The organism is Ruegeria sp. AL12 (assembly GCF_056540885.1).
In genome coordinates, this window is sequence record NZ_JBQFXN010000002.1 from 261,134 (window position 1) to 282,349 (window position 21,216).

A 21,216-nucleotide genomic window follows, 5' to 3' on the forward strand; every position below is an offset into this window, starting at 1 on the left:
ACTGACCCGGTACATTGCAAGAATAGACCGGTTCAGTTTCAGCATGTTGCGCCTAACCAAATTATGGAGGGACCCCAACAGGAAAACACAAGGCTTCGATAGCAATTCCGTTATTGCGGCTTTGTTCATGCTGTTGTCCTTGACTAAGGCCGGGCATTATCGGACGACGTGGCCATGGGCAGGATTCTGGATCGCTATTTTCATCGCAAGATTCTGGGGCGCTGGCGTCGAGCCGCGCATCAGGCGCCGTATGCCAGCCAGGCAGATTTGCGCTTGCAACGGGATCAGGCCCGCGGCTTGCGCAGGCATCTTGATCATCTGATTCAGCAGGCGGACAGTCGCCTGATCCGGCCAACGATTGGGTCAACGCAGTTTCCCAAACCCGTCGGAACAGACTGGAGCTGCCGCCCCGACCTATGGCGTGCGCCCCTGACGCAACCGGGTGTGGCTTCGGCCCCGCGAAAGACCGTTCTGGACAGTCAGGTCAGCGTGTTCCACGACTGCCCGCTTTCTGAAATTGCCGTTCGGCAAGTCCGGAATAGAGGGGACAGAGATCTGGCTCCGTTCAGTCTCGTGATCGAGGTTTTCAGCTTTGGGGGGTCCTTCCTGTCCGTTTCGGTTGAATTGCCTGTGGATGCTGCAATTCATCTAACGCGCGAGCATCTTGTGAGGCTGGAAACCCTGATCGAGTGTGAAAAGCCATCGGGCGTTTTCGCGCGCCTCAACATTCAGCACGGGCCCAATATGGAACAGGTGTTGCGAAGCCTTGATCCCAGCGAGGTATCAAAGGCCGTGGATTTTGATCTGGCGCATCTCCCCCTGAATGAGCGCAGGATCGAAAAAATCTGGCTGGATTTGATTTTTGAAACGCCCGAGATGAACCGCACGGTGGTGCGGGATCTTACGTTTTGCCGTTTTCATCGTGCCGATTTGTGAGAAGATCAGTCATGACGCAGACCAAGCTAACCTTCATACGGTTCGAAAACGGAGTCTGGCAAGGCCACATTCAAGCCAGCAGTACGCCTAACCCCGAGGTAAGCTATCAGGGCGAAACCCTGAGCGATGTTGACCTGTCGCCCGCAGAAGACGGATGGGACTTGCGCATACAGGTGCCTGTTGCAGCCCTATCCGAAGGCGTGCACACGTTCGTCGTTGCAGATGCAGCCACAACCGAAAAACTGGGAAGCTTCACGGTGATTGCCGGTGAGCCCGCCGCAGATGATCTAAGGGCCGAAATTGATTTGCTGCGGGCTGAACTGGATATGCTGAAACGCGCTTTCCGCCGGATTTGCCGAGACGACCCCTAATCCGTTCCTGCTAGTTTTCCTGTCAATCTTGCCAGATTCGTGCATCATTGGCGTTTTCAGAGCGGATCGCGCCTTGTCATGGATCGCAGCAGCATAGTCAAAGTCATCGCTTTGATGGTTACCGGATTTGGCATCGGTATTGATTTTACCGGCGCCCTGATGCTGGTGCCTGCGATCGAAAGCAGCTTTGACGCCGACATCACCAGCACCCAATGGGTTCTGAACATCTATGCCTTGTTTTTCGCCATGACCATGGTCGCAGGCGGACGGCTTGGCGACATGTATGGCCACCGCAGAATGATGCTTTTTGGCCTGTCGATCTTTCTGTTTTCCTCGGTCATGTGCTTTGTTTCGCCCAGTCTTGATTTTCTTGTCATTGCGCGTGCGCTGCAAGGCATCGGCGCGGGTTGTGTGTGGCCCTGCACGCTGGCCTTCGGGGCAACCAAAGTATCAAAGCCAGAACATCGAGCCTTGGTGATGGGGCTAATTCTAGCAGGTGTGACCACCGGAAACGTGTTTGGTCCGATGCTCAGCGGATTGGCCGTGAACTTGGGAGAGTGGCGCTACTTTTTCCTCGCCAATGTGGTCTTTTCCTGCATTTCGATGGCCACCGCGCTGATCCTGATGGAGCGCGAAACACAGCACAAACCGGATGAACACCTCGACCTCGCCGGAATGGGTGTGTTGTCCTTTGCCGTTTTGCTGCTGCTTTACGGTTTGGATGTGGGCGCGGACTGGGGGTGGACGTCCGTTCCGTTGTTGATGCTGTTTTTCACCAGCGCTGCGCTTTTCATTCTGTTCCCCAAAGTCGAGAAACGCGTGACAGAGCCGCTGCTTTTGCCGCAGATGATGCAAAACCGCGAGTTTCGCATCACCCTTGGCCTGAACATGTTCAACGTGTCCGCGGCATTTGTGGGGCTGCTGTATTTTCCCCAATACATGCAAAAGGTGCTGGGCTGGTCGACGTTTGAATCGGCACTGGGCTTGGCGCCGCTGACCGTGTTGCTTGCCGTGGGATCAATTGTTTCGGGCACGCTTTACAATGATTTCGGCCCCAAGCGGCTGCTGTTTTGGGGATATCTGATCGCAACGATCGGCGCTGCGACCATTGTCGTGCTGCCCGGTGATCTGGGGTACTTTCGCATCCTGCCCGGCATGGCGATGATCGGGCTGGGCGCAACATTGACGGTTGGGCCGTCCGGAACTGCTGCAATGTGTGCCGTAAAGCCGGAACGGGCTGGGCTGGTTGGCGGCCTGAGCTTCATGACCCACCTGGTTTACGGCGCAATCTCTGTCGCCTGTGCCACCGCCATTATGTACGTCGTCAGCCTGTCTGAGCTTCGCCAGTATGTGGCCGCTTCGGGCATCAAGTTGACCGAAGCAGAGCTTCGCACGATCAACGGCGGAACACTTGATACGCCGTCCGCCCATGCGGTTATCAGCCGGTTGTCATCCAGCGAAGCAGAGACGGTTCAACGGGCATTGTCGGCGGCGTTTGACAGCGGGATGAGTATGGCTTTCGTCTTTTCGGCCTTGTCCGTCTCGGTCGGTCTCGTTCTGGCGCTGCTTCTCGACGAAAAAAAACTGCACCGGATCGAAAGCTGAAGCCGGGAGCCAAGGGCTGCGACATCCGCAGCCCTTACCGTTTTACTGTGACGGCCCGTTGGGGTTGAAGGCCGACAGCCCCTTCAGGATATCGATGGCATAGGCCAGCTGGTAATCCTCTTCCCTCAGCTCTGCGGTTGCCTCGGCCTTGGCGCGATCTTCCTCGATCTGGCGGATCTCATCTTCGCTCAGACTGTCATTGTTGAGGCTACCGCGCAGATCGGCCTCGGAGCGCGAACGGGCGTTGGCTTCTTCCTCTTCCGGTTCTGGCGCCGGACGGGGTTGTTCCACGATAATATCAGGGCTGACACCCAGAGCCTGAATCGACCGCCCTGATGGGGTGTAATACCGGGACGTGGTCAGGCGCATCGCACCATCACCCCGAAGCGGCATCACCGTCTGAACCGACCCTTTGCCGAAGCTTTTGGTGCCGACGACGATGGCCCGGCGATGATCCTGAAGTGCGCCCGCGACGATTTCAGATGCCGAGGCCGAACCACCATTGATCAACACGACAATGGGTTTGCCTTCCGCCAGATCGCCGGGGGTGGCGTTGAAACGCTCACCCTCTTCCGGGTCCCGTCCACGGGTCGAGACGATTTCCCCTTCGTTCAGGAACGCATCCGAAACTTTGATGGCCTGTGTTAACAGACCGCCCGGGTTGTTGCGCAGGTCCAGTACGACACCATTGACCTTGTCGATGCCACCAGCTTCTTCGATCTGTTCCTTCAACCCTTCCTGTAGGTTGGGGAAAGTCTGATCATTAAAGGTCGTTACCCGCAGCACGACACTTGTGCCCTCGGTGCGGGCGCGAACGGCGGTCAGTTTGATCGTGTCACGGATAATGGTGACATCGAAGGGATCAGGTTCGCCTTCGCGCACGACGGTAATAACAATCTCGGAGCCGACCGGGCCCCGCATCAGATCCACCGCCTTGTCCAGCGTCAGGCCCAGAATGCTTTCGCCATCCACATGCGTGATGAAATCTCCGGCTTCGATCCCGGCCTCGTCAGCGGGCGTGTCGTCGATGGGAGACACGACTTTGACAAAACCGTCTTCCTGCGTGACCTCAATACCCAGTCCACCGAACTCGCCCCGGGTCTGCACGCGCATCTGCTCGGCATCATCAGGCGAAAGATAACTGGAATGCGGATCAAGAGAGGTCAGCATACCATCGATTGCCGCTTCGATAAGTTCTTCGGGCTCGACCTCTTCGACATATTGCGCACGGATGCGTTCGAAAATGTCACCAAACAGGTCAAGCTGTTCATAGACGCTAGCCTTGTTCACAGCCTCTTGCGCCAGCAGGGGGCCTGCGATCTGTGTTGTCGCAAGAATGCCTGCCACAGTTCCGGCCAAACCGGCCATCACAAATTTCTTCATACTCGTTTATCCATCCTTGTCGGTCCGAAACCAAGTTTCCGGGTCCACCGGGGTGTTATCTTCTCTTACCTCTATATAGAGCGTTTCTGGGCGATCAGTTCCAGTGCCATCACCGCTTGTTGACAATATTGCGCCGATTTCCGGCGTTTCACCCGGCATCAGGCCAACCGGAGTGCCTTTGGGGATCACCTGCCCGGGTTGACCATAGACCTCTTGCAAGCCCGAAAACACGAACAACAGGCCCGGTTGCGGCTCCAGAATGACAAGGTTTCCCAAATCCAGCAGTGGCCCGCGATAGCGGATCGTGGCCGCAGTGGGGGATGTTACAAGCGCACGGGAACGGGTGCCGATGACCAGACCAGCGCGGGCGACCCCAGCAGCGTCCGGTTCACCGGCCTTGTGCAGCAAAACGCCCTGCACCGGCAAAGGAATCTGTCCTTTCTGATCCAGGATGCTTGCGTCGGTTTCAATGATCTCGCCTTCTGAAATCTCTGACAGACCGCTTGCAAAGCCATCCAGAGTCTCGGTCGAAGAAATCAGAATGGCCGTGCGCACCGGGTCTTCGACAAACCGACGCGGCAAATCAGTTCGGTCGGCAATCGCTTCGCTCAACCGCGTGCGGGCATCCTGCACACCGCGCAGCCCTTCGGTCAAAGTTTCCGAGGCACTTTGTTGCAGCAGACGCAGGGTCTGAACCTCTTGCAGGTCCTGTGCCAGCGCTTGCGCTTTTGCGTTAAGACCAGGCGTGACCTCGGACAGCATCATTCCGGCCCGCGCCGCGCCCAATGGGCCTGACGGGTGCAGCATCAGCACTGGCGGTGCGGTCGTTTCAATAGTCTGCAATATGCCAAGCAACTGCCTGACGTCCTTTTCACGCGCGCTCAATTGCGCGCTCAGTTGCGCTTCGCGTGTTGCAGCCTTGCGCAGACCAGTCCGCATCGCGCTCAGCCCGGCCTCATAGGCTTGTATCGTTTCGGTCAGCGCCCGCACCCGATCCCTTGCGCCGTCTGCTTCGCTCAGCGAGATCGACGCCTGTTCCAGCATCCTTGCCGCATCCAGTGCCGCCCGAGAAGCGTCGTCCTGGGCAAAGGCCTGACAAGTTGAAAGCAGCATAATCGCTAGGGCGGTCAGCCTCATGACAGCAGGCTTTCTCCGGTCATTTCCGGCGGTTTGGGCAGGTTCATCAAATCAAGCAGAGTCGGCGCCAGATCAGATAACCGCCCCTGACGCACCTGCGCGCCCTCTGGCCCTCCGACCAAAGCTATGGGCACCGGGTTCAGCGTGTGCGCCGTATGCGGACCGCCGGTTTCCGGATCAACCATCACTTCACAGTTACCGTGATCGGCAGTGAGGATCATTGCGCCGCCTGCTTTCTCCACGGCAGCAACGACCTGAGCCAATCCTGCATCAACGGCCTCGCATGCCTTGATCGCAGCTTGAAGGTCGCCGGTATGCCCGACCATATCAGGGTTGGCATAATTGGTTACGATGAGGTCGTAACCTTGTTCGATCGCCTCGACAAACTTGGCTGTGACCTCGGCCGAGGACATCTCGGGTTGCAAATCATAGGTCGCAACCTTGGGTGATTTGGGCATATAGCGGTCTTCACCTTTTTCGGGGGTCTCCTTGCCCCCGTTCAGGAAAAAAGTGACATGGGGGTATTTTTCGGTTTCAGCCAGCCGGAACTGACGCAACCCCTGCTTGGCGACCCATTCCCCGAGCGTGTTCACAATCGCCCGTTTCGGAAAAACCGCGGTCATATATTCGTTGTGACCGTCCGAATACTCTACCATGCCCAGCAGCGCCGACAGTTTCGGCCGCGGCCCGGTTTCGAACTCGGCAAAGCCCGGTTCACCAATCGCGCGCAGGATTTCGCGAGCACGATCTGCGCGGAAATTTAGACAGAAAAAACCATCGCCGTCGGTGACGCCCTTGTAACCTTGCAACACGGTCGGCGTAATGAATTCGTCAGACTCAGACTGGTTGTAGGCGTGGTCCACGGCATCAAGTGCGGTGCTGGCCGCCCTGCCCTTGCCGTTGATCATCGCGTCATAAGCTTCTGCGATCCGTTCCCAACGATTGTCGCGATCCATGGCGAAATAGCGACCGCTTACCGTGACGACACGTGCCCCCTCGGGCAGCCGTTCTTCCAACTGGGAAAAATAGGTCAGCGCAGATTTTGGGGCCACGTCGCGCCCGTCCGTGACCGAATGAAGGGCGACCGGAACACCGGCATCCGTAATGGCCTTGGCTGCAGCGATGATGTGATTCAGGTGCCCGTGAACACCACCATCCGAGACCAACCCCATGAGATGAGCCGTCCCCTCTGAGGATTTGACCTTGGAAATGAATGCCTGCAATGCCTCATTGCCAAAGAACGAACCGTCTTCGATGGCTAGGTCGATCTGCCCCAGATCCATGGCAACAACGCGGCCCGCACCTATATTTGTATGACCGACTTCGGAATTACCCATCTGCCCACTGGGCAGACCTACGTCCGGGCCATGCGTTGTCAGCGTGGCGTGCGGGCATTTGGCCATGATCGCGTCAAAGGTCGGCGTGTTCGCCAGATAGGGCGCATTCGCCTGTGTGTCGTCTGACACGCCCCACCCATCAAGAATGCACAGAACAACGGGTTTGGGGGTTGGCATTGAAAATCTCCGATTACTGCTCTTGGGTCTTCTTCTAGCGTCTGGCCGGCAAGGGGTGAACCATCTTTGCGGCAATTTACGCAGAATTAATCAAACGGCCTGGCGGCTTCGGCCCATCGCCGGAGGACAATGAGCCGCTGCATTTTTCGACGCAAAGCCATCATGGTTTTATCGGTGAAAAACCCGGACAAGACTAGTCTTTGAGGTAACGCGTGTATGGCTTCGCCTTGCGGTTGCGATATTTGACCGTCAGTTCCAGCGGCGTGTCGTTTTCGTCGTAGATGCCGATCATGATGCCCGTGCCCCCGCTTCGGGTCCGCATATCGATCAACTGCTGTTCGGACCGGGTGGTGCGCTGTGACGGGCGGCGCGCCCAGGCAAACAGGTGATCGTACATTTGCGCGATGACATCCGAATGATCCGCACTGTCACCCAGATCCACCAGTTCATCGGGGTCGTTTTCCAGATCGAACAGGATCGGCCTGTACCCGCCCTCGCAATGGATGAGCTTCCACTTTTCATTCGCGACCATGAACATGACCGCATCGCGAACCGATGCATTCAACCGCTGCGCGATGGGAGACGCGGAATAGTCATATTCGCAGATCGCGACCTTTCGGGGCGTTTTGTCGGACTGGCCATGCAGGATCGGCAGCAAAGAATGCCCCTCGAGAATATGCCCGGCCTTTTCGCCGCCTGCCAGTTCCAGAAACGTCGGCGCCAGATCGATCGACTCGACCAGCGCGTCGCAGGTGGTACCGCGCGTGACGTCCGCTTGGGGAGACGGGTCATAAATGATCAGCGGCATTTTGGTTGACACATCGTGGAAAAAAGTCTTCTCACCCATCCAGTGGTCACCCAGAAAATCACCGTGATCCGAGGTCAGCACGATCATCGTGTCGTCCATCCTCCCGGTTTTCTCCATCCAGTCGAACAGACGACCCATCTGGTCATCCGCTTGTTTGATCAGCCCCATATAAGCCGGGATCACCGCCTCGCGGACATCCTCCTGCGAAAATGCCTGCCCGACCTTGGTGTCCATGAAGGCCTTCAGGACGGGATGGGCATTCTTTCGCTCAGCTTCCGAGCGGACCACGGGCACGACAAGTTCGGGCCCGTACATCGAAGCGTAAGGTTCCGGCACGATGTAAGGCCAGTGAGGCTTGATGTAGCTGAGGTGACAGCACCACGGTCCGTCATGGCTGTCCATGAACTCGATTCCACGGGTGGTCAGATATGGTGTTTCACTGTCCTCTTCCGCGATATTTGCAGGTTCGGATGAATTCTTCAGGAACCACCCTGACAGCACGTTGCCATCGGCATCCAGACCGGAATTGGCAAAATCATGCCACGGATTGTCGCTCTCGTATCCCTTGTCTGCTAGGTAATGGTTGTATTTCTTTGCCCCGTCTGGGTCATAGAAACCGTCCGGACCCTCTGCGCGCAACCCGTCATCGCGTTCGAACACGTCAAACCCGCATTCCGCGACGCGGGCCCCGATGATGCTGTCGGGCTCCAGCCCAAGACGGGCCATCCCCTCGGCATCGGCGGCCATATGTGTCTTGCCGACCAGCCAGCAATCCATTCCCGCCTTGCGCAGGTGGTCGCCCAACGTGATCTCACCCACTTTGAGGGGAATGTTGTTCCATGAGGCTCCATGGGAATGCACATAGCGCCCGGTATAGGTCGACATGCGGGAACTGCCGCATATCGGCGACTGGATATAGGCCCGGTCAAAGCGGACACCGCGGGCGGCCAGACGATCGATATTCGGAGTATGCAGATGTGGGTGCCCGTAACAGCTCAGATAATCCCAGCGCAGCTGGTCGAACATGATAAACAGGATGTTCTTTGCCTTGGCCAACGCGGTGCCTCCCCGAAAGTCATAGGGACCTAGTTAGCCACTTCCGTCCGCAGAGCGAAGCAAAACTTGCTTCAGGCCTGATGTTCCATCCGTTCCAGCATCTTCCTGGCACGTTTGCACTGCAACTGATCGCGTAGCGGGCTGTCCGGATCGACATCCTTTTGACACACAACGCATTTATCGGCGCCCGAGATCGCATTCAGGCCACCGCAGCTGCCTTTGATGGTCTTGCCCATCAGCATGACACCCAATGACATACCGACCATGACAAGCGCCAAAAGAATAAAGGCCAGAATAAAAGTGCTCATCTCGGTTCCTGCCTGTCAGTTGGTTCCCAAAGCGTCTTTGAACGCGGTGCTGTGCGACGTAATATAGGCATCTTCGCCGCCTGTCACATCCCGCGAAATGAAGTACACGGCAAGTTTATGCTTTTCCGCGATGTCCATTCCCTTTTCCTGACCCAAAGCCAGCATGGCCGTTGCCCAGGCATCCGCCAACATTGCGTTTTCCGCCAGGACCGTGACAGAGGTCGTGCGATGTGTGATCGGGCGTCCCGTTGTCGGATCGATGATATGCGAATACCGCACACCGTCCTGTTCGAAGAAATTCTTGTAATCGCCCGAGCTGGCCATGCCGCGATCATCCAGGGAAACGATCAATTGAATGCTCTGAGCACCCGTTTCAGGCTTTTCGATGCCAATGCGCCAGGCTTCGCCCTGCTCGTTTTTGCCTTTGGCAACAAGATCACCGCCGATCTCGACAAGGTAATCGTCGATACCGGCATCCTGCAAAGCGCCGGCAACCGCATCGATGCCATAGCCCTTTGCAATCGCCGACAGGTTGATGCCCACCTGCGGATCAGCCTTCGACAGCGTGCCGGCTTCGGTGTCGAGCGTCAGCAAACGGGCTTGCCCGACGCCGCTCAACGCGGCCTCGATTTCGGCATCCGATGGCACCGGATCCTCGGGCTTGCGTGGGCCAAAGCCCCAAAGTTCGATCAGCGGGCCCAGAGTTACATCAAAGGTCCCACCGGTTTTTTCGTGCACGTCATTGGCGGCCGAAAGGACCAATGCGAGTTCGTCCGAGACCGGAACGGGGGCCGTGCTGGTTAAAGCCGAAAAAACGGACACCTCGGATTCTGGATCCCAGTTGGACATTTTGCCGTTCACCTCGGCCAGCGTCTCTTCGACGGCCGCGGCCAATGCGGCCTCATCAAGATCTTCACCGATCGCGGTTATGTTGAAGGTCGTGCCCATCGTTTCGCCCGACAGACGAACCACCTCGGGTTCTTTGTCGAACAAACAGCCGGAAAGAAGGGTGGCAATGGCCAGTAAAGGCATAAGACGCATCGGGCGATCTCCGGGAAATTCTGTGCCCGGCATATGCCAGTGCCCCCCGCCAGAGTCAAACTGCGATCACATCTTCAGCGGCAGGAAACCCAGCACCAAAAGGCCGACCCCCGCCGGCACGCCGAACAACCACGCACGTTTTTGCCAACCCGGCGGCTGCTGCTTCCACGCCATGCGGAAATTGTGGCCACAAACAACAACGGCAAAGAAGATCAATGCCGCTATGGGTGGCGTAAGATAGAGTTCACTCAATGGCTTGAACGTCCTTTCCGGGCCCGCGTTTTTGCCGATCGGCGCAATTGCACCCTATACAGGTCGTTTAGCTGCGCTAAGGTAAAAGGGAAAGACTTTGCAAGAACCACAAGGAGATTGCCCATGGCTCCAACCTCTTACCAGTCGCCTTCGCGTGGCGACAAGTCAGACAAGACGACGTACAGCCAGTCAGCGGAATCGAACCTGTCGCATTCGCAGACAACCGTGGCCAAGCTGCTGGAAGGTAAAGGGGACGCGGTGTTTTCGGTGCGGCCAAATGACACCATCCATTCTGTGGTCAACACGCTGAAGGAAAAGCGGATCGGCGCTGTTCTCGTGACGGATCAGAACGGGGCATTGCAGGGGATTTTGTCAGAGCGCGACATCGTTCGGCGCATGGCAGATACACCCGGCCAGACCCTTCCGCAATCGGTCGAAGACCTCATGACCAGGGATGTTAAGACCTGCACACCGGATGATCTGCTGAATGAAGTTCTGAAAACAATGACCGAGGGCCGTTTTCGCCATATGCCGGTGCTGCGCGACGGTAACTTGTGCGGCGTCATCACGATCGGAGACGTTGTCCACTTCCGTCTCAAAGAGTTGGAATATGAAGCGCTTCGCATGAAGCAAATGATCGTCGGCTAAAGGCCCACTGTTCATCCGGTCGAGGTGAACCGAACACTTCCGACGTTGATCTCGGCGGCTGTCAATCGACCCGAAGCGAAAGCGCCCGTGTCAATCGATACCACCCGGTTCCTGATCCGGGGCAGGTCCACGATGGTGTGGCCATGCACCACCCATTGGCCATCGCTGCGAGCCAGCCTGGGAAACATGGGATGTCCCCAGAGGCAAATCTGGCGATCCTGGGCCTCAATCGGAAGTCGGGGGTCCAGCGCCGCATGAACGAAAGTGACGTTGCCGGTAGTCCAGGTCAAAGGCCGGTCGGCAAGCCAGTTGATCAGGCTTTCCCCCATCTTCAGGCGAAGATCATCCGCCAGTTTTCGAACCTGCTGGTTGTTGTCGATATCCCCGGGCGGTTTCAACCCGAAAGACGCCAGCGTATGTACACCCCCATTTTGAAACCAGAGCCGGGCGTTGCGTTCCGGCGCCTCCAGGAATTGCAACAGAAACTCTTCGTGGTTTCCAAGAAGACATTGAACGCGTCCTCCTGACGTCTCGCTCAGGTGAAACAGGTGGCGCAGGACCTGCGCGCTGTATGGCCCTCGGTCGATGTAATCTCCGACAAACACCAGCAAGCTCTGATCGTCCAGTCTGGGCAACAACGCCTGCAACAAGTCCAGACGACCGTGGATATCGCCCACGGCCGTCACTTTCTCGGCCGGAGCGATGTCGCAAGACACCGCGTTCGTTGTCCGCCCCGCCCTGCGGTCGAACCATCGTCTGATCCAGTTCGTAATCATACATGTGATCCCTATCCTTCTCGTCCATTGGCGGCAATGAGCATCTGATTGAATCAGCAAAGAGTTGACCAATGACGTCTGGATGTTCGATATGACCTTCGGCGCAGTTCAAAATGTTTGACCCGGCATCAGGGGCAGAACCTTTTGTTCGGCGATGATCGTGCAGGGCGTTTTGAGGGTTCTATGAAACGGGTTTTGATTACGGGCTCTGCGGGGTTCATCGGGTTCCATCTGGCAAAGCTGCTGTTAGAGGAAGGGTTCCGCGTGCATGGATACGACGGGATGACGGATTACTATGATGTGGTCTTGAAACAGCGTCGGCATCAAATTCTGCTTCAGACACCCGGGTTCACGGCAACCGAGGATCGGTTGGAAAATTTTGATCGGTTGATGCAGGTCGCCGAGGAATTTCAGCCGGAAGTCATCGTTCATCTGGCGGCTCAGGCCGGTGTGAGACACAGTTTGGAACATCCCCGCAGCTATGTTGAATCGAATGTCGTTGGAACATTCAACGTGATGGAAATTGCACGTCAGCATAAGGTGGATCACCTTTTGATGGCATCGACCTCATCCATTTACGGTGCCAACGAAGACATGCCGTTTACCGAGACGGAAAAAGCCGACACTCAGCTGACCATCTATTCCGCGACCAAAAAGGCGAATGAGGCGATGGGGCATTCCTATGCGCATCTGTGGGATTTGCCGACGACCATGTTCCGCTTCTTTACCGTCTACGGCACCTGGGGACGACCGGATCTGGCGTATTTCAAGTTTGTCGCCGCCATCCTGGATGGTCGCCCGATCGACATTTACAATCACGGCGACATGTACCGGGATTTCACCCATGTCCAAGACCTTGTACGCGGCATCAGATTGCTGATCGACGTGCCTCCGGTGCGGCCAGCCAGCCGTGAGGATATCGAGGACGGAGACAGCCTGTCCCCCGTCGCGCCCTACCGCATCGTGAATATCGGCAACGGAGAAAAAGTGCGCCTGATGGATTTCATCGAAGCCATCGAACAGGCCGTGGGGCAGAAGGCGATCAAGAACTTCATGCCGATGCAGATGGGTGATGTTCATGCCACCTGGGCGGACAATCGGCTGCTACAAAGACTGACGAACTATCGTCCCCGGACAGACCTGAAAGACGGCATCACCCAGTTCGTTGCGTGGTACCGAGATTATTACGGAAAATAACGTAGGCCTATCGCCAAATGAAAGAACCGGCGTCTTCAACGCCGGTTCTTTTTTGTTCCTTACCCGCCGAAATCGTCGAGCATGATGTCTTCGCGGTCCACGCCCAGATCCAGCAGCATGTTGATGACCGACTGGTTCATGATCGGCGGGCCACACATGTAGAACTCGCAATCCTCGGGCGAGGGGTGGTTCTTGAGGTATTCTTCGTACAGAACGTTGTGGATGAAGCCGGTATAGCCTTTCCAATTGTCCTCGGGCTGTGCATCCGACAGGGCCACGTGCCATTCGAAATTGTCGAATTCTTCAGCCAGACTGTCGAAGTCTTCGACAAAGAACATCTCTTTCTTCGACCGCGCACCGTACCAGAAGCTGATCTTGCGGTTGCGGTTCTGAAGACGCTTGAGCTGATCAAAGATATGGCTGCGCATGGGCGCCATACCGGCGCCGCCGCCAATGAAGACCATCTCTTTGTCAGTTTCACGGGCAAAGAACTCGCCGAATGGGCCTGAAATGGTGACCTTGTCACCCGGCTTCAGGTTGAAGATGTAGGACGACATCTGACCCGGCGGAATGCCTTCGGACCCCGGCGGCGGCGAGGCCACGCGGACGTTCAGCATGATCATGCCCTTTTCGTCCGGGTAGTTGGCCATCGAATAGGCGCGCTCGATGGGCTCGGTCACCACCGATTCATATTGCCACAGATTGAAGCGATCCCAATCCTCGCGATATTCCTCTTCAATGTCGAAATCCGTGTATTTCAACTGGTGTGCAGGTGCTTCGATCTGGATGTAGCCGCCGGCGCGGAAGTTCACATCCTCGCCCTCGGGCAGGTCCAGGATCAACGCCTTGATGAAGGTCGCTACGTTTTCGTTCGACCGAACGGTACATTCCCATTTCTTGACGCCGAAGACTTCTTCCGGAACTTCGATATCCATGTCCTGCTTGACGGCCACCTGGCAAGACAGGCGATCACCACATGACGCTTCACGTTTCGTGATATGGCTTTCTTCGGTTGGCAGGATCGATCCGCCCCCCGAATGCACCCGCACCCGGCACTGCGCACAGGTGCCGCCGCCACCGCAGGCTGAAGGAACGAACAACTTCTCGGCAGCCAGTGTCTGTAGCAGCTTGCCACCTGCCGGAACGGAAATCGTCTTTTCGCCGTTGATCGTAATGTTGACGTTTCCAGTCGATACCAGCTTGGATCGGGCGGCCATGATGATGGCCACCAATGCCAGAACGATTACGGTGAAAAGAGCTACGCCTAAGGTAAAGGTTTCCATTAACGCCCCCTTACAGTTTCACGCCCGAGAAGGACATGAAGGCCATAGCCATCAGACCTGCGGTAATGAAAGTAATGCCCAGACCTTGCAGACCATCGGGAATGTCCGAATATTTCAGCTTTTCCCGTACTCCGGCCATTGCGGTGATTGCCAGTGCCCAGCCAAAACCGGAAGACAAGCCATAAGTCGCTGCTTCGGCAAAGTTATAGTCACGCTCCACCATGAACAGCGACCCGCCAAGGATGGCGCAGTTCACCGTGATCAGTGGCAGAAAGATCCCCAGCGCGTTGTAAAGCGGTGGGAAATACTTGTCCAAAACCATCTCGAGTATCTGCACCATCGCCGCGATCACGCCGATATAGGAAATCAGGCCAAGGAAGGTCAGGTCCACATCCGGGAACCCGGCCCAGGCCAGCGCGCCCGGTTTCAGCAGATAGTTCAGCAGCAGGTTGTTGGCAGGCACGGTGATGGCCTGCACGACCATGACCGAAATCCCCAGCCCCAGCGCTGTCGAAATCTTCTTGGACACGGCGATGAAAGTGCACATGCCAAGGAAAAAGCTGAGCGCAAGGTTTTCGACAAAGATGGCCTTTACGGCCAGTGAGATCAGACCTTCCATCAGTGGGCCTCTACCTGCTGAATTTTGTATTCACGCTCTTCCACCTGGTTCGGCTTCCATGTGCGGAAAGCCCAAATGATAAGACCGATGATGAAGAACGCCGAGGGCGGCAGCAGCAACATGCCGTTGGGCACGTACCAGCCGCCATTGTTGACGGTTTCCAGAATGGTGACGCCGAACAGCGACCCCGCGCCAAACAGCTCACGAATGAAGCCGACAAGCAGCAGGATAAGACCATAGCCCATGCCGTTGCCCATTCCGTCGATGAAGGACGCAACCGGAGGGTTCTTCATCGCAAACGCCTCGGCGCGGCCCATCACGATGCAGTTGGTGATGATCAGGCCGACGAAAACCGACAGGGTTTTCGAAATCTCGAAAGCATAGGCTTTCAGGATCTGGTCCACCAGGATCACCAACGACGCGATGATCACCATCTGAACGATGATCCGGATCGAACCGGGGATCTGGTTGCGCAGGCATGAAATGAAGAAGGACGAAAACGAGGTCACGAAGATCACCGCCAGCGCCATTACCATCGACACTTGCAGCGATGATGTCACCGCAAGCGCCGAACAGATGCCCAGCACCTGCAATGTGATCGGATTGTTGTCGACAAGCGGGTCGACCAGCATCTCTTTCTTGGTCTGGGACATCAAATCTCTCCTGCTTGAAGTTTGGCCAGGAAGGGACCATAGCCCGCATCGCCCATCCAGAATTTCACAAGGTTGTCGACGCCGACCGACGTCAGCGTGGCCCCCGCCAACGCATCCACATAGAAATCTGGCCCGGCGGCGGGCTGCGATTTGGCAACGGTGATTTGCAGATCACCTGCTTCGTCGCGCAACTTTTTCCCGTTCCACAAGGCTTTCCAGCGCGGGTTGTCCACCTCGGCCCCGAGACCCGGAGTTTCACCATGCTGATAGAATTGCAGGCCGTAGATATCGTTGCCGTTGTTTTCAAGCGCGATAAACCCATAGAGCGTCGACCACAGGCCGTATCCGTGCAGAGGCAGGATCACCTTGTCCAGATCCCCCGCATCATCGCGCAGCAGATAGATAACACGGTATTTGGATTTGCGTCCGATACCGGCTGGGTCATTGTCCAGCGCGACGCTCAGCTCTGGATCACTGGCGGCGGCGATGTCGTCAAACGTGGTCGGATCAAACTGATCATCGACGAAGGTGCCTGTGGACAGCTCCAGCACATGTGGTTCGAAGGCGGCAAAAGCCTCTGTCACGTCGATGCCCGGCTCGAACACGCCCGCAACTTGCAGAACGTTTACCTGTTTGTCCTTCAGTCGGTTGGCCTCTTGCACCGGGCGCAGGCTGACTGCGGCCGCGGACACAACCATCGAGGCGACCAGACAGACGGCAACGGCGATGAAGATCGTCTTGCCAACAGAATCCGGCGAGGCCGCCAGGAATTTGGCCAATGCGCCCTTGGGTGCCTCGTTTTGATCTGGGGATTGCGTATCAGACATGGCGACGCGCCCTCCGTTTGATGTTGGCTTGCACGACGAAATAATCGATCAGCGGTGCAAATACGTTGCCGAACAGGATTGCCAGCATCATGCCTTCGGGGAAAGCCGGGTTGATGACGCGGATCATCACGACCATGACACCGATCAGAGCCCCGTAGATATAACGCCCTACATTGGTGTGGCTGGCCGAAACCGGTTCCGTCACCATAAAGGCCAGCCCGAAAGCGTAACCGCCCAACACGATATGCCAGTACCACGGCATCGCGAACATCGGGTTGGTATCCGATCCGATCAGGTTCAGCAGCAGGGTAAAGCCGATGGTGCCCGCCAGGCAGCCCACAATCAGGCGGTAGTTGGCGATCCTGGTCATCAGAAGGAAAGCCAGACCGATCATGCAGGCCAATGTCGATGTTTCGCCAAAGCTGCCCTGAATGGTGCCGAAAAACGCGCTCGACCAAGTGATGCCTTCGGCGGCCAGTGCCTGCACACCTTCGGCCGCAGACACGCCCAATGCAGTTGCGCCCGAGAACCCGTCAACGGGTGTCCAGACTGCATCCCCCGACATCTGCGCCGGATAGGCGAAGTACAAAAACGCCCGCCCCACAAGCGCGGGGTTGAGAAAGTTCTTGCCGGTGCCCCCGAACACTTCCTTACCGATCACAACACCGAAGATGATGCCCAAAGCCACCTGCCACAGGGGCGTCGAAGCAGGCATGATCAGCGTGTAAAGCATTGATGTAACAAGGAAGCCTTCGTTCACCTCATGGCCGCGAACGGTGGCAAAGATGACCTCGAAGATACCGCCCGCGACCAGCGTGACGATGTAGATCGGAAGGAAATACATCAGACCATGCATGACGTTGGCAAAGATGCTGGACGGGTCCAGCGAAATCCCGAACATCTGCAACAAAGCAATCCGCCAGCCGGTGGCCGATTCCGGCCCCAGCAAAGCAATCGCCGAGTTTGCCTGATAGCCGGTGTTCCACATCCCCCACAGGATGCAGGGGATCGTCGCGATCACGACATAGGTCATGATCCGCTTCATATCCACATAGGACCGCGCGTGCGGCGCCACCGTGGTCACGGTTTTTGGAGTGTAGATGAAGCTTTCCACCATCTCGTAGATGGGGAAGTACTTTTCGTACTTGCCGCCCTTGGTGAAGTTCGGCTCGATTCTGTCAAAGAAGCTGCGCAAACCCATTCGGCTCAGCCCTCCTTTTCAATTTTGCTCAGGCAGTCGCGCAGCGCCAGCCCGTATTCATATTTTGCCGGACAGGCAAAGCCCACAAGGCCCAGATCCTCTTCGTCCAGCTCCAGCGCACCCAGGGCTTGGGCAGTGTCCGTATCCATTACCAGCAGCGCCCGCAGCAACTGAGTGGGCAGATAGTCCTGCGGCATCAGGTCTTCGAAAACACCTGTGGGCACCATGGCCCGACGCCCTCCGTTCAGGTTGGACGTGAAGGCATACAGCTTCTTGGCGAATGCCGAACCTAATACAGGCTGGACCGCGTATTTCGACGGCATCGGACGAATCCAGCCCAACGGGATTTGATCGGGATCTTCACGGATGATGCTGATCTGGCGCGCGAACCGGCCCAGATAGGCGGTCGGGCCCTCAGCGTGCCGGCCCGACAGGATCGAACCCGAAATGACACGGGGCGTACCGTCCACATCGACTTCGTTGCGGGTCAGATCGTCAGTTGATGCGCCCATCACGGTACGGATCAAACGTGGTTGACGCGCACCCGGCCCCGTCAGGGCAATCACGACATTCGGATCCAGATGGCCGGTCAGCATCAGGCGGCCAATGGCGATGACATCCTGATACCCGATGGTCCAGACCTGCCTGTCGCCTGCAAGGGGTTCGAGGAAGTGAATATGCGTTCCGGCCAGCCCCGATGGGTGCGGGCCTGCGAAAGATGCAGCTTCGACACCGGCGACATCTGCGCCGGGTATCGTGTCACCCTCTTTTTGGCAAAGATAGGTTTTGCCCTCGGTCAATGTGCTGACTGCCGCCAAACCGGCGGTAAATTCTTCGGCCGCCTCGGCAATGATCGTGGCAGCGTCAGCGGCCAGGGGGTCACTGTCCATGGCCGTGACAAAGATCGCATCCGGTTTGGCGCCGGGGTTCGGCATTTTCGAATAGGGACGCGTGCGGAACGACGTCCACAGGCCGGCGGCGCACAGTTTGGCCGTCACGCCTTCGGAGCTGTCGGCATCCCCTATGCCCGAGAAATCAACACCGGCGTCATTGACGTCTGTCACTTCGATCACGACGCTTTGCAGCACCCGACGGGCACCACGGTTGATCGCGACGACCCTGCCACTTACCGGTGCGACCATCATCGCGTCAGGCGCGTCCTTGTGACAGAACAGCGGCGCGCCACGTACGACGCTGTCGCCTTCCTGCACCAGCATCTTGGGTTTCAGGCCGATGTAGTCACCGCCCAGGACGCCAACGGTCGAGTATTCCGGGCCCGGGTGAATGGTCTGGTCAGGAGCGCCTTCCACCGGCAGATCCAGCCCCTTTTTCAGTTTGAAAGTTTGCATGTTGCTACGTTCTTCCAAGCCTCTTTTCTGCGCCAGCTCTGCCAACGCCCTTTCGGGGTCATGCAATAGCGCGGTTTTTTCGAGCCTCCGTCGCAAAAGCGTCGAAAACGGTCCAAAATCCGCAGGCGTATTTCCGATCAAGGACCCTTTACGCGGGGAAGGTCACAAACGCAAACCTGTTACCGCCAAAACTTGAGGATGAACCACACAATCCTGCGATTGATCGGTCATTTCTTCTGATTCCATGGCGTATAATTGCATATCGCGCCCACCAAGGTTCCAGTGTAAGCAACCGGAATGGAAAAAGACACAGATTTGGAAATCTTTCTGGTTGCCACGCCTGGCCTCGAGGCGCCTCTTGGTGACGAGGCGCAATTCAACGGACTCGCGCAGGTCAGAACTGTACCCGGCGGGGTGACATGTCGGGGTTCATGGCCCGAGGTCTGGCGTGCCAACCTGACACTGCGCGGCGCCAACAAGGTTCTGGTGCGACTGGGCAGTTTCCCCGCCGTGCACCTTGCCCAATTGGACAAACGTGCTCGGAAATTTCCTTGGGGCACCGTTTTGCGTCCTGACGTGCCGGTCAAGGTGGACGCCATCAGCCGCAAATCCAGAATTTATCACGCCGGTGCAGCGCGTCAGAGGATCGAGCGGGCAATATCCGAGACATTGGGCACCTCGATTTCATCCGAGGCAAACCTTCGGGTCTTGCTTCGAATCGAGAAAGACATCTGCACGATCTCGGTCGACAGTTCCGGCGAGCTGTTGCACAAACGCGGTCACAAGGAAGCCATCGCCAAGGCCCCAATGCGCGAAACAATGGCCGCCATGTTCCTCAGAGAGTGTGGCTACTCGGGTGATGAACCCGTGTTGGACCCGATGTGCGGATCGGGTACCTTCGTGATCGAGGCCGCCGAAATCGCTCTGGGTCTGCGCCCTGGCCGCTCCCGCAGTTTTGCATTCGAGGACCTGGCGGGCTTTGACCCTGATCAGTGGCAGGAAATGCGGCAGGAAACGAAGACGGCGGAATGCGCGCTTACTTTCTACGGCTCGGATCGCAACTCGGGCGCGGTCGACGCGGCGACTGCCAATGCCGAAAGGGCGCAAGTCGCTGCTGTGACGCAGTTTCAACAGCGTTCCGTCAGTGACATAAAGCCCCCCGAAGGTCCTGCGGGGCTGGTCATTGTGAACCCGCCCTACGGGGCGCGGATTGGTGACGAAAGACGCTTGCGTTCGGTCTATGGTGCGATGGGCAAGACCTTGATGAACCGGTTCCGGGGATGGCGGGTCGGCGTGATCACCAGCGCTCCGGGGCTTGCCCGGGCCACACGTCTGCCTTTGCTGGCGCCAGGACCGGTCGTCGACCATGGTGGAACCAAAATTCGTCTGTACAAAACAGATCGCTTGCCGTGATTGCCTGGGACGCTTCACAACCAATTCATGATGATGGCTGCGCGGGCGAGAGCGGACAAGAAAACCACAGGGTTTCCGTTGCAAAGGGGGGCGATTCCCTTGTCTCTCAACGTGCCTGTGAACCTCTCGACGTCTTGGCACCGGTGCAATCGTGACCTGCCCGGCAAGGGCGAACAAGTTGGCGGAAACTCTTGCTTGCCGATCAACCAGAAGAACGCAGACAAGCAACCGCTCGTTTTTTCGAATCGTGAAGACCTGCTCAAATTACCGGGTTCCGACCTTATCGGTGCGCCGCCCTTTTTTGGTTGTTGCGTTCGAAAGATTCGAGTGATCGAAATACAGAATCCTCTTGCGCATCAGACACGCCGCGTATAGATCACCCGCCACGGTCGGAGTGTAGCTCAGCCTGGTAGAGCACTGTCTTCGGGAGGCAGGGGTCGGAGGTTCGAATCCTCTCACTCCGACCAATAAAACAAGGCGCCCAAGGGCGCTTTTTTGCTTTCAGTGTATTTCACGCAACGATTTCCGCAACGTTTCGCGGGTTGTTTTTGCTCAGTTCATCCCAACCGGCAGAAATCTACCACAGCAGGGGACCCTGATATCTTCTAGCCCCTAGTAACCGCAGCTTTCTTGGGCGCAACCAGGCTTTAGGAACGGTAGAAATTCTACAGGGTCTCGCGCAAGATCGCAGAAAAGGCAGTGGCGTTTACCAGGGTCATGCCGCGCATGCCCAAGCTGAAAACAATATGCCGGAGGCGGCGGACAGAAGAATTGGCACGTCGGGATCGAGGAAGAGACCCAGACAATCAAAAGCACCAACTTTGTCGTACATTCGGTGT

General features: G+C 57.1%; 20 protein-coding genes and 1 tRNA gene. 7 read left to right on the plus strand and 14 right to left on the minus strand.

The features are described 5' to 3' along the window. Positions 1–174: 174 nt before the first annotated feature. The 3 genes from ACR0C6_RS09020 (at position 175) to ACR0C6_RS09030 (ending at position 2,912) form a co-directional block, all read left to right on the plus strand. Positions 175–936, plus strand: coding sequence for a DUF6478 family protein (locus ACR0C6_RS09020; protein ID WP_480446309.1), 762 nt, complete (start codon positions 175–177; stop codon positions 934–936). 11 nt (positions 937–947) lie between these two features. Continuing rightward, positions 948–1,307 carry a hypothetical protein gene (locus ACR0C6_RS09025; RefSeq protein ID WP_480446308.1) on the plus strand — a complete coding sequence of 120 codons (360 nt, stop codon included), beginning with the start codon at positions 948–950 and terminating at the stop codon, positions 1,305–1,307. 78 nt (positions 1,308–1,385) lie between these two features. Continuing rightward, positions 1,386–2,912, plus strand: coding sequence for an MFS transporter (locus ACR0C6_RS09030; RefSeq protein ID WP_480446307.1), 1,527 nt, complete (start codon positions 1,386–1,388; stop codon positions 2,910–2,912). Between the two features lie 42 nt (positions 2,913–2,954). On the opposite strand, the gene ACR0C6_RS09035 is transcribed toward ACR0C6_RS09030, so the two are convergent. From ACR0C6_RS09035 to ACR0C6_RS09065, 7 genes are all read right to left on the minus strand, one after another. Further along, entirely contained in the window at positions 2,955–4,295 is a 1,341-nt protein-coding gene (locus ACR0C6_RS09035) for a S41 family peptidase (protein ID WP_171169475.1), read from the minus strand. Between the two features lie 6 nt (positions 4,296–4,301). Further along, entirely contained in the window at positions 4,302–5,432 is a 1,131-nt protein-coding gene (locus ACR0C6_RS09040) for a murein hydrolase activator EnvC family protein (protein WP_480446306.1), read from the minus strand. Then, positions 5,429–6,946 (minus strand): 2,3-bisphosphoglycerate-independent phosphoglycerate mutase, encoded by a 1,518-nt coding sequence (gene gpmI, locus ACR0C6_RS09045; protein WP_480446305.1) that lies wholly within the window; start codon positions 6,944–6,946, stop codon positions 5,429–5,431. Before gpmI ends, ACR0C6_RS09040 begins: the two co-directional genes overlap by 4 nt. A gap of 193 nt (positions 6,947–7,139) precedes the next feature. Next, entirely contained in the window at positions 7,140–8,810 is a 1,671-nt protein-coding gene (locus ACR0C6_RS09050; protein ID WP_480446304.1) for a sulfatase-like hydrolase/transferase, read from the minus strand. Between the two features lie 71 nt (positions 8,811–8,881). Then, positions 8,882–9,118 carry a (Na+)-NQR maturation NqrM gene (gene nqrM, locus ACR0C6_RS09055; RefSeq protein ID WP_480446303.1) on the minus strand — a complete coding sequence of 79 codons (237 nt, stop codon included), beginning with the start codon at positions 9,116–9,118 and terminating at the stop codon, positions 8,882–8,884. Between the two features lie 15 nt (positions 9,119–9,133). Continuing rightward, on the minus strand, positions 9,134–10,159 hold the full coding sequence (locus tag ACR0C6_RS09060) for an FAD:protein FMN transferase (protein ID WP_480618928.1): 1,026 nt from the start codon (positions 10,157–10,159) through the stop codon (positions 9,134–9,136). 66 nt (positions 10,160–10,225) lie between these two features. After that, positions 10,226–10,411, minus strand: coding sequence for a hypothetical protein (locus tag ACR0C6_RS09065; protein ID WP_170345279.1), 186 nt, complete (start codon positions 10,409–10,411; stop codon positions 10,226–10,228). Positions 10,412–10,534: 123 nt separating this feature from the next. Here ACR0C6_RS09065 and ACR0C6_RS09070 point away from each other — a divergent pair, with 123 nt between their 5' ends. Then, positions 10,535–11,059, plus strand: a complete 525-nt coding sequence (locus ACR0C6_RS09070; RefSeq protein WP_171230375.1) for a CBS domain-containing protein — start codon at positions 10,535–10,537, stop codon at positions 11,057–11,059. A gap of 11 nt (positions 11,060–11,070) precedes the next feature. Here ACR0C6_RS09070 and ACR0C6_RS09075 read toward each other — a convergent pair whose 3' ends face one another. Next, on the minus strand, positions 11,071–11,835 hold the full coding sequence (locus ACR0C6_RS09075) for a metallophosphoesterase family protein (RefSeq protein ID WP_480446301.1): 765 nt from the start codon (positions 11,833–11,835) through the stop codon (positions 11,071–11,073). Between the two features lie 183 nt (positions 11,836–12,018). Between ACR0C6_RS09075 and ACR0C6_RS09080 the strand changes: the two genes are divergently transcribed. Then, positions 12,019–13,032 carry an NAD-dependent epimerase/dehydratase family protein gene (locus ACR0C6_RS09080; RefSeq protein ID WP_480618929.1) on the plus strand — a complete coding sequence of 338 codons (1,014 nt, stop codon included), beginning with the start codon at positions 12,019–12,021 and terminating at the stop codon, positions 13,030–13,032. Between the two features lie 59 nt (positions 13,033–13,091). Here ACR0C6_RS09080 and nqrF read toward each other — a convergent pair whose 3' ends face one another. From nqrF to ACR0C6_RS09110, 6 genes are read right to left on the minus strand one after another with little or no spacing between them, the layout of a single operon-like run. Further along, positions 13,092–14,315, minus strand: coding sequence for an NADH:ubiquinone reductase (Na(+)-transporting) subunit F (gene nqrF / locus ACR0C6_RS09085; protein ID WP_152460186.1), 1,224 nt, complete (start codon positions 14,313–14,315; stop codon positions 13,092–13,094). 10 nt (positions 14,316–14,325) lie between these two features. Then, complete coding sequence (nqrE, locus tag ACR0C6_RS09090) at positions 14,326–14,934, minus strand: NADH:ubiquinone reductase (Na(+)-transporting) subunit E (RefSeq protein WP_050603817.1); 609 nt, start codon at positions 14,932–14,934, stop codon at positions 14,326–14,328. Next, a complete protein-coding gene (locus ACR0C6_RS09095) occupies positions 14,934–15,587 on the minus strand; it encodes an NADH:ubiquinone reductase (Na(+)-transporting) subunit D (RefSeq protein WP_152460184.1) in 654 nt (217 codons plus the stop codon). The genes nqrE and ACR0C6_RS09095 overlap by 1 nt, the downstream gene beginning before the upstream one ends. Further along, positions 15,587–16,414 carry a Na(+)-translocating NADH-quinone reductase subunit C gene (locus ACR0C6_RS09100; protein WP_171636238.1) on the minus strand — a complete coding sequence of 276 codons (828 nt, stop codon included), beginning with the start codon at positions 16,412–16,414 and terminating at the stop codon, positions 15,587–15,589. The genes ACR0C6_RS09095 and ACR0C6_RS09100 overlap by 1 nt, the downstream gene beginning before the upstream one ends. Beyond that, a complete protein-coding gene (locus tag ACR0C6_RS09105; RefSeq protein WP_171169456.1) occupies positions 16,407–17,615 on the minus strand; it encodes an NADH:ubiquinone reductase (Na(+)-transporting) subunit B in 1,209 nt (402 codons plus the stop codon). The genes ACR0C6_RS09100 and ACR0C6_RS09105 overlap by 8 nt, the downstream gene beginning before the upstream one ends. Positions 17,616–17,620: 5 nt before the next feature. Beyond that, entirely contained in the window at positions 17,621–18,964 is a 1,344-nt protein-coding gene (locus tag ACR0C6_RS09110; RefSeq protein ID WP_480618930.1) for a Na(+)-translocating NADH-quinone reductase subunit A, read from the minus strand. 297 nt (positions 18,965–19,261) lie between these two features. Between ACR0C6_RS09110 and ACR0C6_RS09115 the strand changes: the two genes are divergently transcribed. Then, positions 19,262–20,377, plus strand: a complete 1,116-nt coding sequence (locus ACR0C6_RS09115; RefSeq protein ID WP_480618931.1) for a THUMP domain-containing class I SAM-dependent RNA methyltransferase — start codon at positions 19,262–19,264, stop codon at positions 20,375–20,377. Between the two features lie 390 nt (positions 20,378–20,767). Further along, a tRNA-Pro gene (locus tag ACR0C6_RS09120) sits at positions 20,768–20,844 on the plus strand. Positions 20,845–21,216 lie beyond the last annotated feature (372 nt).